Raw genomic sequence first — 10032 nt, forward strand, 5'->3', positions numbered from 1 at the left:
CCGCAGCGCCGATCTGCGCGGCGCCGGCGAGCCTGCTGTCGCCTTCGTTGCGCGCGACAACCTGATCAATCGCCGTACGATCGAAAAGGCGTATCTGACCGCGATCGGCCAGGCGCGCACCGAGGTGCTGCTCGCTAATCCGTACTTCATGCCGGGGCGCAAGCTGCGCCGGGCGCTGACCTTTGCGGCGCGGCGCGGCGTCGAAGTAAAACTGATCATTGGCCGCAAGGAGTTCGCGGCGCTCGACTACGCCGTGCCCTTTCTGTACCGCTCGCTGCTCAAAGCCGGGGTGAAAATCGCGGAATACGAAAAGACCCTGTTGCATGGCAAGGTGGCCGTAGTCGATTCAAACTGGGGTACGGTGGGTTCGTCGAACCTCGACGCGCTGAGTCTCATGCTCAACAACGAGGCCAACGTGGTGTTGGTGGGCGACCGCCAGATCGACGTGCTACGCGAGTCGATCCTCGTCGCCTTCGACGAATCGCGCCGTATTGATCTCGCGCACTACGAAGCGCGTCCGGCTCACGAACGTATGCTGAACTGGCTGGCCTATACGGCCTACCGGACCGTGATGAAGCTGCTGACGGTCGGCGGCTACGACTAGCCAGGATAAACCCGCGCGCCAATCGCGCCGGGCGTCGCCGATTGACGCACCGCAAAACTGGACAGATAAATGCCTCTAAAAAATGTCCGTCGTCTGATTGACGTATGACGCAAAATTGAAGCTCCAGTTAGAAACCGGTTTCTAATAAAGTCCTTGTTTCGCGGACGGCACCACTTAATAATAGTACGGCCGTTCGATTTTCTTTCGGTCACATAAGAACGGTAAAACAGCTATGCGAAAAGGCGAACAAACGCGAGCCGCGATTCTCGAAGCAGCACTCGATCTGGCAAGCCGCGACGGACTAGAAGGTCTGACGATTGGGCTGCTGGCCGAGCGCATGCAGATGAGCAAGAGTGGGGTGTTTGCGCACTTCGGGTCGCGCGAAGACCTGCAGGTCGAAGTGGTGCGCGAATATCACCGTCGATTTGAAGACGAGGTGTTTTTCCCGAGCTTGCGTGAACCGCGTGGTTTGCCCCGGTTGCGCGCCATGATTTCCCGCTGGATTGAGAAGCGCATTCAGGAAGTCACCACTGGGTGCATTTACATCAGCGGTGCGGTCGAGTACGACGATCGCGCGGACAGCCAGGTGCGTGAGCAACTGGTGTCGAGCGTAACGATCTGGCGTGCGGCGCTGACCCGGGCGATTTCGCAGGCAATGGAAGAAGGGCATTTGCGGCCGGACACCGATCCGCAACTGATGCTCTTCGAACTGTACAGCTTCACGCTCGGCCTGCATCACGACGCACGCTTCCTGCATTTGCCCGATGCGGTGCGTCTCACGTGGGCCGCGCTCGAAAAACTGATTATTTCGTATCAAAGCGAAAGCCGTTAGCGGGGCGGCCGGATCCGACGGATTCAGCGGCGCTGAAAGGGTCCCAACCACACGGACCTGAGCTGACAGCCTGGCTTCTTGTCAAACTTTGGAGAGAGTCATGGGACAGTACGCCGCGCCATTGCGCGACATGCAATTCGTGTTGCACGAGCTGCTTAACGTCGAGGCCGAAATCAAGCAGATGCCGAAGCACGCGGATCTCGACGCAGACACGATCAATGCCGTGCTCGAAGAAGCCGGCAAGTTCTGCTCCGAAGTGCTGTTCCCGCTCAATCAGAGCGGCGACCAGGAAGGCTGCACGTACGTCGGCGACGGCGTCGTGACCACGCCGAAGGGCTTTAAAGAAGCCTACAAGCAATATGTTGAAGCTGGCTGGCCGGCGCTGGGTTGCGATCCGGAATACGGTGGCCAGGGGTTGCCTGCGTTCGTCAACAACGCGCTCTACGAAATGCTCAACTCGGCGAACCAGGCCTGGACCATGTACCCGGGTCTGTCGCACGGCGCGTACGAGTGCGTGCATGCGCACGGTACGCCAGAATTGCAGCAGATGTATCTGCCCAAGCTGGTCTCCGGCACCTGGACCGGCACGATGTGCCTGACCGAACCGCATTGCGGCACGGACCTCGGTATCCTGCGCACCAAGGCCGAGCCGAATAGCGACGGCTCTTACGCCATCAGTGGTACGAAGATTTTCATCTCCAGTGGCGAACACGATCTCGCGGAGAATATCGTTCACCTGGTGCTCGCGCGTCTGCCGGATGCGCCCAAGGGCACCAAGGGCATTTCACTGTTCATCGTGCCGAAGTTCGTGCCGAACGGGTCAGGCGAACCCGGTGAGCGCAACGGCGTGAAGTGCGGCTCCATCGAACACAAGATGGGCATTCACGGCAACGCTACTTGCGTGATCAACCTGGACAACGCGAAGGGCTGGCTGGTCGGTGAGCCGAACAAGGGCTTGAACGCCATGTTCGTGATGATGAACGCCGCCCGTCTGGGCGTCGGCATGCAGAGCCTGGGCCTGACCGAAATTGGCTACCAGAATTCACTGACATACGCGAAAGAGCGCCTGCAGATGCGTTCGCTGACCGGCCCGAAGGCGCCGGAAAAAGCCGCTGATCCGATTATCGTGCATCCGGACGTGCGCCGCATGCTGCTCACGCAGAAAGCCTACGCCGAAGGTGCGCGGGCGTTCTCGTACTGGTCTGCGCTGCACATCGACAAGGAACTGTCGCACGCTGATGAATCGGTGCGCAAGGAAGCGGAGGATCTGGTCGCACTGCTCACGCCGATCCTGAAGGCATTCCTCTCGGACAACGCGTTCGAAAGCACCAACCACGCCATGCAGATCTACGGCGGCCACGGCTTTATCGCCGAGTGGGGCATGGAGCAATACGTGCGCGACGCGCGGATCAACATGATCTACGAAGGCACCAACGCGATTCAGGCGCTCGACCTGCTGGGCCGCAAGATCCTCGGCGACATGGGCGCGAAGATGAAGCGCTTCGGCAAGCTGGTGACGGAATTCGTCGAAGCTGAAGGCATCAAGCCGGAAATGCAGGAATTCGTGAACCCGCTCGCCGATATCGGCGACAAGGTGCAGAAGCTGACCATGGAAATCGGCATGAAGGCGATGCAGAACCAGGACGAAGTCGGCGCCGCGGCTGTACCGTATCTGCGTACCGTCGGTCACCTGGTGTTCTCGTACTTCTGGGCGCGCATGGCACGCATCGCACTGGACAAGGAAGCTTCCGGCGATCCGTTCTACAAGGCCAAGCTCGCCACCGCACGCTTCTACTTCGCGAAGCTGCTGCCGGAAACGGCCATGACGATTCGCCAGGCACGCGCCGGTTCGAAGTCGCTGATGGAAGTCGAAGAATCGCTGTTCTAAGCACACATCAAGGCAAGCGCCACGTCTGAGCATTCAGCGTGGCGTCCTCAACGGCCAACGCCACACATTGCGAGAAACCCGCGCTGCTGAAGCGCGGACCCCTACGCGACACCGCATAACTCCCCGGAGGAACGACGTGAGCAATCTGATCATTCGCAAGGTAGCCGTACTCGGCGCCGGCGTGATGGGCGCGCAGATCGCCGCGCACCTGATTAACGCCAAGGTGCCCGTGCTGCTGTTCGACCTGCCCGCAAAGGAAGGCCCGAAAAATGCCATCGCCCTGAAGGCGATCGAGAATCTGAAGAAGCTGTCGCCGGCGCCGTTCGGCGTGAAGGACGACGCGCAATACATCCAGGCCGCCAACTACGACGACGATATCGAGAAGCTCGCCGAATGCGACCTCGTGATCGAAGCGATCGCTGAACGCATGGACTGGAAGCACGACCTGTACAAGAAGGTCTCGCCGCATATCGCCCCGAACGCGATCTTCGCGAGCAATACGTCGGGTCTATCGATCACCGAACTGTCGCAAGGTTTCTCGGATGAACTGAAGTCGCGCTTCTGCGGCGTGCACTTCTTCAATCCGCCGCGCTACATGCATCTGGTCGAATTGATCCCGACCGCGACGACGCGTCCGGAAATCCTCGATCAACTCGAATCGTTCCTGACGAGCGTGGTCGGCAAGGGTGTCGTGCGTGCAAAAGACACGCCGAACTTCATCGCCAACCGCGTCGGCATTTTCTCGATCCTCGCCGTGATCACCGAAGCGGCCAAGTTCGGTCTGCGTTTCGATGAAGTGGACGATTTGACCGGTTCACGTCTGGGCCGTGCGAAGTCCGCTACGTTCCGCACTGCTGACGTGGTCGGTCTCGACACGATGGCGCACGTCATCAAGACGATGCAGGACAACCTGAAGGACGATCCGTTCTTCCCGGTCTACGAAACGCCTGCCGTGCTGGCCGAACTGGTGAAGAAGGGCGCGCTGGGTCAAAAGACCGGCGGCGGCTTCTACAAGAAGGAAGGCAAGGCGATCAAGGTGCTCGATCCGAAGACGGGCACGTACGTCGACGGTGGCGCAAAGGCCGACGAACTGGTGGGCCGTATCCTGAAGCGTCCGCCGGCAGAGCGTCTGAAGTTGCTGCGCGAATCGGAACATCCGCAGGCGCAGTTCCTGTGGTCGATCTTCCGGGACGTGTTCCACTATATCGGCGTGCATCTGGAATCGATCGCAGACAACGCGCGTGATGTAGACCTCGCGATCCGCTGGGGCTTCGGCTGGAACGAAGGTCCGTTCGAAGGCTGGCAGACGGCCGGCTGGAAGCAGGTTGCCGAGTGGGTGCAGGAAGACATCGCGGCTGGCAAGGCGCTGTCGACGGCACCGCTGCCGTCATGGGTGCTCGAAGGTCCGGTTGCAGAAAAGGGCGGTGTACACACGAACGAAGGTTCGTGGTCGCCGGCTTCGAAGACGTTCGTGCCGCGCTCGTCGTTGAGCGTCTACGACAAGCAAGTATTCCGCGCGCCGCTGGTCGGCGAGACGGGTGTCGATCCGAAGACCTACGGCAAGACGCTGTTCGAAACCGAAGCCGTGCGCGCATGGGTCGACGACCGCGCGGGCGAGAACGACGTCCTGATCGTCTCGTTCAAGAGCAAGATGAACACGATTGGACCGTCGGTCATCGACGGTCTGACGCAGGCAATCGAACTGGCCGAGAAGGACTACAAGGGCCTGGTGGTGTGGCAACCCACGTCGCTGAAACTCGGCACGCCGGGTGGTCCGTTCTCCGCAGGCGCGAACCTCGAAGAAGCAATGCCCGCGTTCATGATGGGCGGTGCGAAGGGCATCGAGCCGTTCGTGAAGAAATTCCAGTACGGCATGCTGCGTGTGAAGTACGCCAGTGTGCCGGTCATTGCTGCTGTGTCTGGGATTGCGCTTGGCGGTGGTTGCGAACTGGCGCTGCACAGCGCAAAGCGTGTCGCGCACATCGAAAGCTATCTGGGTCTCGTGGAAGTGGGTGTGGGGCTGGTGCCTGCAGGCGGTGGTCTGAAGGAAGCCGCGCTGCGTGCTGCGGAAGCCGCTACGCAAGTTGGCGCTACGAATGATCTGCTGAAGTTTGTTCAGAAGTCGTTCGAGAACGCCGCGATGGCCAAGGTCTCGGCCTCCGCGCTGGACGCCCGGACGATGGGCTACCTGAAGCCGTCCGACACGATCGTCTTCAACGTGTTCGAACTGCTCGACGTTGCCAAGAAAGAAGCGCGTGCGTTGTCGGCTGCGGGCTACCGTCCGCCGCTGCGCGTGACGCAGGTGCCGGTGGCAGGTCGCTCGGCGATCGCGACCATCAAGGCGTCGCTCGTCAACATGCGTGATGGCCGCTTCATCAGCGAGCACGACTATCTGATCGCGAGCCGCATCGCTGAAGCCGTGTGCGGTGGTGATGTCGAAGCGGGCAGCCTGGTCGACGAAGAATGGCTGTTGCAACTCGAGCGCCGTGCGTTCGTCGATCTGCTCGGCACGCAAAAGACGCAGGAACGAATCATGGGCATGTTGCAAACCGGTAAGCCGGTGCGCAACTGAGGCACGACGATCCGACCGCAACAAATTGCATGGGACGGGAGTAAGCGCTAATGCGCAAACTCCCGTCGACAAAGGAGCTTTAAATGACAAAGCAATTGCAAGACGCATACATCGTCGCAGCGAGCCGTACGCCGATCGGCAAGGCGCCGCGCGGCATGTTCAAGAACACGCGCCCGGACGAGCTGCTGGTCCACGCGATCAAGTCGGCCGTGGCGCAAGTGCCGGGCCTCGACACCAAGGTGATCGAAGACGCGATCATTGGCTGTGCGATTCCGGAAGCGGAGCAAGGCCTGAACGTCGCGCGGATGGGCGCATTGCTGGCCGGTCTGCCGAACTCGGTGGGTGGCGTCACAGTGAACCGCTTCTGCGCGTCGGGTCTGACCGCGCTGGCGATGGCCGCTGACCGCATCCGCGTCGGCGAGTCGGACGCGATGATCGCGGGCGGCTGCGAATCGATGAGCATGGTGCCGATGATGGGCAACAAGCCGTCGATGTCGCCGCACATCTTCGATCGCAGCGAAGACTTCGGTATCGCTTACGGCATGGGCCTGACGGCCGAGAAGGTCGCCGAGCGCTGGAAGATCAGCCGCGAAGCGCAGGACCAGTTCTCGGTCGAATCGCACCGTCGCGCGTTCGCCGCGCAGCAAGCCGGTGAGTTCAACGACGAAATCGCCGCCTACACGATCACCGAGCGCTTCCCTGACCTCGCCACCGGCGAAGTGAAGGTGAAGACGCGCGAAGTTTCGCTGGATGAAGGTCCGCGCGCGGACACGTCCATGGAAGGCCTCGCCAAGCTGCGCACCGTGTTCGCCAACAAGGGTTCGGTCACGGCCGGTAACAGCTCGCAAACGTCGGACGGCGCAGGCGCGCTGATCGTCGTGTCGGAAAAGATGCTGAAGGAATTCAATCTGACGCCGCTCGCGCGTTTCGTCAGCTTCGCCGTGCGCGGCGTGCCGCCGGAAATCATGGGCATCGGTCCAAAAGAAGCGATTCCGGCCGCGCTGAAGGCAGCGGGTCTGAAGCAGGAAGATCTGGACTGGATCGAACTGAACGAAGCGTTTGCTGCACAGTCGCTGGCGGTGATCCAGGATCTGGGTCTCGATCCGTCGAAGATCAACCCGCTGGGTGGCGCGATTGCGTTGGGCCACCCGCTCGGCGCGACGGGCGCGATTCGTGCGTCGACGGTCGTACACGGCCTGCGTCGCCGCAACTACAAGTACGGCATGATCACCATGTGCGTCGGTACGGGGATGGGCGCAGCGGGCATCATTGAGCGTCTGTAATCGTGTTCGCCCCGGTCCCTTGAAGACCGCAGAACGGTTCGCAGGCCGCGCGGCTGGCGAACCGTTTTTCCATTCAGCCGCAGCATGGCGCAGTGAACCGCATTGAACCGCTGTGAGCAGTACAACGAGGAGATGACGATGGATATTCTGGTCGAGCGCGCAGACGGCGTGCTGACAATTGCATTCAACCGCCCGGACAAGAAGAACGCGATCACGGCCGCGATGTACCAGACCATGGCCGATGCAATGGTCGAAGCACAGTCCGACGCTGCGGTACGCGCCATCCTGATTCGCGGCAGCGCGGGCATCTTCAGCGCTGGCAACGATCTCGAAGACTTCATGAAGACGCCGCCGATGGGCGAAAGCGCGCCGGTGTTCCAGTTCCTGCGGGCGATCAGCGCCGCGGAAAAGCCGGTGGTGGCGTCGGTGGCGGGCCCGGCGGTCGGTATCGGCACGACGCTTTTGCTGCATTGCGATCTGGTTTACGCCGCCGACACCGCGATTTTCTCGTTGCCGTTTGCGCAGCTTGGACTGTGCCCGGAAGCGGCGTCGAGCTTGCTGTTGCCGCGCGTGGCCGGTTATCAGGTTGCCGCTGAAAAGCTGCTGCTGGGCGACGCCTTCGACGCGCGCGAAGCGCAGCGCATGGGCTTCGTGAACCGCCTGCTGCCTGCTGCTGAAGTCGACGCCTTTGCGCTCGCACAGGCGGCCAAGCTGGCGTCGTTGCCGGCTGCCTCACTGCGCGTCACCAAGACGCTGATGAAGCGTGCCAGCCAGCATGAACTGCAGACTCAAATGAGCGACGAGGCGGTGCACTTCGGCAAGATGCTGCTCGCGCCAGAGGCGCGTGAAGCGTTCAAGGCGTTCTTCGAAAAGCGCAAGCCGGATTTCCGGCAGTTTGATTGAGCTGGGCAGGCGGCCTGGCGGGGCATGGTCACCGCTTGGGTCGTCGCTTAGATTACGGTTCAGGTCGCCGCCGCCGTGTCGTAATCGACGTAGCCCGCCTCGCGGCAGAAGCTCACCAGCCGCACACTCGCCCGGCGGGCGATCGCAATGGCCAGCGACGACGGAGCCGAGATCGTCGCGAGCATCGGCACATCGACGCGCGCGGCTTTGCGCACCAGTTCGTAGCTTGCGCGGCTCGACAGGAACACGAAGCCCTCTTTAGTATCGGCGCGGTCCAGGATCAGTTGGCCGATCAGCTTGTCGAGTGCGTTGTGGCGCCCCACGTCTTCAAACGCAAGTTGTATTGCGCCTGATGCGTCGCACCATGCGGCCGCGTGCAAACCGCCGGTCAGACGGCTGAGCGCCTGATGTTCAGGTAACTCACGCGCTGCGCGGGCAATCGCATCCGGTGCCAACCGTTGCAAAAAGCCGGTGTCCGGCACACGCTCGGGTTTCAGATCCAGCAAATCGATGCTTTCGATGCCGCACACGCCGCAGCCGGTTCGCCCGGCCAGCGCGCGGCGCTTTTCCTTCAGCGCGACAAAGGCCTGTTGCACCACCTGCAATTGCACTTCGGCATGCGGTAATTCGCCGTCGTGCAGTTCGACTTCGATGTCCTGAATGTCGCTGCCGCGCGCCACAATGCCTTCGGAAATCGCAAAACCGACCGCGAATGCCTCCAGATCGCGCGGCGTACACATCATCACCGCATGCGAAATGCCGTTGAAAACCAGCGCCACCGGCCATTCCTGACCGACGTGGTCGGTGACGCTCTCCACTGCGGCGCCGCGATGCCGGCGCACCTGCTGTTCCACCGCGCCCGGTTGGCCGGCCGTTTCCAGTTCATTCAAAACCCGACTCCTTAACCGATCCGGCGCGCGCGGCTGCCAGTTCAAGTGCCCCCAAGCTGGGCCGCCGTTGCGCCAATAAGGTTCTAAAATACCTCAAGCCGGGTTTGCATGTTGCCTGCCATCCACGAGGACACTGTCATGGGACTCACCGAAGCACCCCTCCTGTTCGACTTCGAAGCCGAGTCTTCGGAGGATCTCACCTACATCCCGATGGCTGTACGTTTCAATCTGGACCGTTTCGGGCTGCGCATCTCGCTCGCTCAATGGCAGATGCTGCCGAAGGAAGACCGCAAACTGCTGGCGCGCTTTCCTGTAGAAGACGACGCCGTGATCGAGCCGAACTTCGACCACGCACTTTTCGAAATGCTACGCACGCATGCCAACGTCGAACCCGACTGGTTCACACCCGAAGAAGCGCCCGCATGGCGCCGCACGGATAGCGTGCCGGACGGCGTCATGCAACAGGCCAGCCTCGCGAGCCTGCACGCGCCGAGCACCGATCAATGGGCGCGGCTCGACCCGTTCAAGCGCTATGTGCTGGCCAAACTGTCGCGCAAGCCCGAAAGCAACCACGACTTTGTCCCGGCGATGAAGGAATTCGGGCTGGGCGATTAGGTCAGGCTGCCTAGCTCGCCAACAAAATATTTTCACCCTTCACCCTCAAGCTGTTCCGAACGCCGCCGTTATCCATAAGTTGGCGCGTAAAAGACCCGGCAGTTTCAGCGGCAGGCTGAACGACGCACACAAAGCGGCGACCCAGCGCGCTCCCGCCGGCAGAACGAATAACGTTCGGAACCCATGACTTCTTTTCTATCGAGGCAGCGGCTGCTGATCAATCTGGCAGTCGTCGCCGCCGCGGTCGGCGCAAACGCGTTCGTCGCCTATACGCAAATCTGTGGGCAACGCGAGGCGGCTCTTCGCACGCTGCGCTCGACTGACATCCGCGAGAATCTCGACGCCTATCGGGCCGCGCTCGACACCGGCCTCGCGACGCTTGGGCGCTTCGAGGCCACCGGTGAACCCGGCAGGCCCGACGCCGCGTCGGCCATGACGACATCTG

Annotated in this window: 9 protein-coding genes; 8 read left to right on the top strand and 1 reads right to left on the bottom strand. The window is 61.5% G+C overall.

Going from position 1 to position 10032, the window contains the following annotated elements; genetic code table 11:
• The 6 genes from WCA85_RS19555 to WCA85_RS19580 form a co-directional block, all read left to right on the top strand.
• The coding region (locus WCA85_RS19555; protein ID WP_424066529.1) for a phospholipase D-like domain-containing protein at positions 1-604 on the top strand (604 nt) is incomplete at its 5' end.
• A gap of 232 nt (positions 605-836) precedes the next feature.
• On the top strand, positions 837-1436 hold the full coding sequence (locus WCA85_RS19560) for a TetR/AcrR family transcriptional regulator (RefSeq protein WP_424066530.1): 600 nt from the start codon (positions 837-839) through the stop codon (positions 1434-1436).
• A gap of 100 nt (positions 1437-1536) precedes the next feature.
• Positions 1537-3324 (top strand): acyl-CoA dehydrogenase C-terminal domain-containing protein, encoded by a 1788-nt coding sequence (locus WCA85_RS19565; protein ID WP_424066531.1) that lies wholly within the window; start codon positions 1537-1539, stop codon positions 3322-3324.
• Positions 3325-3460: 136 nt separating this feature from the next.
• Positions 3461-5896 (top strand): 3-hydroxyacyl-CoA dehydrogenase/enoyl-CoA hydratase family protein, encoded by a 2436-nt coding sequence (locus WCA85_RS19570; protein WP_424066532.1) that lies wholly within the window; start codon positions 3461-3463, stop codon positions 5894-5896.
• Positions 5897-5979: 83 nt separating this feature from the next.
• Entirely contained in the window at positions 5980-7179 is a 1200-nt protein-coding gene (locus tag WCA85_RS19575; RefSeq protein ID WP_424066533.1) for an acetyl-CoA C-acyltransferase, read from the top strand.
• A 132-nt stretch (positions 7180-7311) separates the two neighbouring features.
• On the top strand, positions 7312-8082 hold the full coding sequence (locus WCA85_RS19580) for an enoyl-CoA hydratase (protein ID WP_424066537.1): 771 nt from the start codon (positions 7312-7314) through the stop codon (positions 8080-8082).
• A 59-nt stretch (positions 8083-8141) separates the two neighbouring features.
• On the opposite strand, the gene fdhD is transcribed toward WCA85_RS19580, so the two are convergent.
• On the bottom strand, positions 8142-8972 hold the full coding sequence (gene fdhD, locus WCA85_RS19585; protein ID WP_424066534.1) for a formate dehydrogenase accessory sulfurtransferase FdhD: 831 nt from the start codon (positions 8970-8972) through the stop codon (positions 8142-8144).
• Between the two features lie 138 nt (positions 8973-9110).
• Between fdhD and WCA85_RS19590 the strand changes: the two genes are divergently transcribed.
• Together WCA85_RS19590 and WCA85_RS19595 are read left to right on the top strand one after the other, a co-directional pair.
• Positions 9111-9587 (top strand): nitrate reductase associated protein, encoded by a 477-nt coding sequence (locus WCA85_RS19590; RefSeq protein WP_424066535.1) that lies wholly within the window; start codon positions 9111-9113, stop codon positions 9585-9587.
• Between the two features lie 183 nt (positions 9588-9770).
• Positions 9771-10032, top strand: a 262-nt coding sequence (locus tag WCA85_RS19595) for a hypothetical protein (protein WP_424066536.1), incomplete at its 3' end; no start/stop codon positions are given.

The organism is Paraburkholderia sp. (assembly GCF_049581445.1).
Classification (GTDB): Bacteria; Pseudomonadota; Gammaproteobacteria; order Burkholderiales; family Burkholderiaceae; genus Paraburkholderia.

Excerpts from the sequence above, each read along its gene's own strand:
- WCA85_RS19560 (WP_424066530.1), top strand. The coding sequence starts at position 837 with ATGCGAAAAGGCGAACAAACGCGAGCCGCGATTCTCGAAGCAGCACTC.
- WCA85_RS19565 (WP_424066531.1), top strand. The coding sequence starts at position 1,537 with ATGGGACAGTACGCCGCGCCATTGCGCGACATGCAATTCGTGTTGCAC.
- WCA85_RS19575 (WP_424066533.1), top strand. The coding sequence starts at position 5,980 with ATGACAAAGCAATTGCAAGACGCATACATCGTCGCAGCGAGCCGTACG.
- WCA85_RS19580 (WP_424066537.1), top strand. The coding sequence starts at position 7,312 with ATGACGATGGATATTCTGGTCGAGCGCGCAGACGGCGTGCTGACAATT.
- WCA85_RS19590 (WP_424066535.1), top strand. The coding sequence starts at position 9,111 with ATGGGACTCACCGAAGCACCCCTCCTGTTCGACTTCGAAGCCGAGTCT.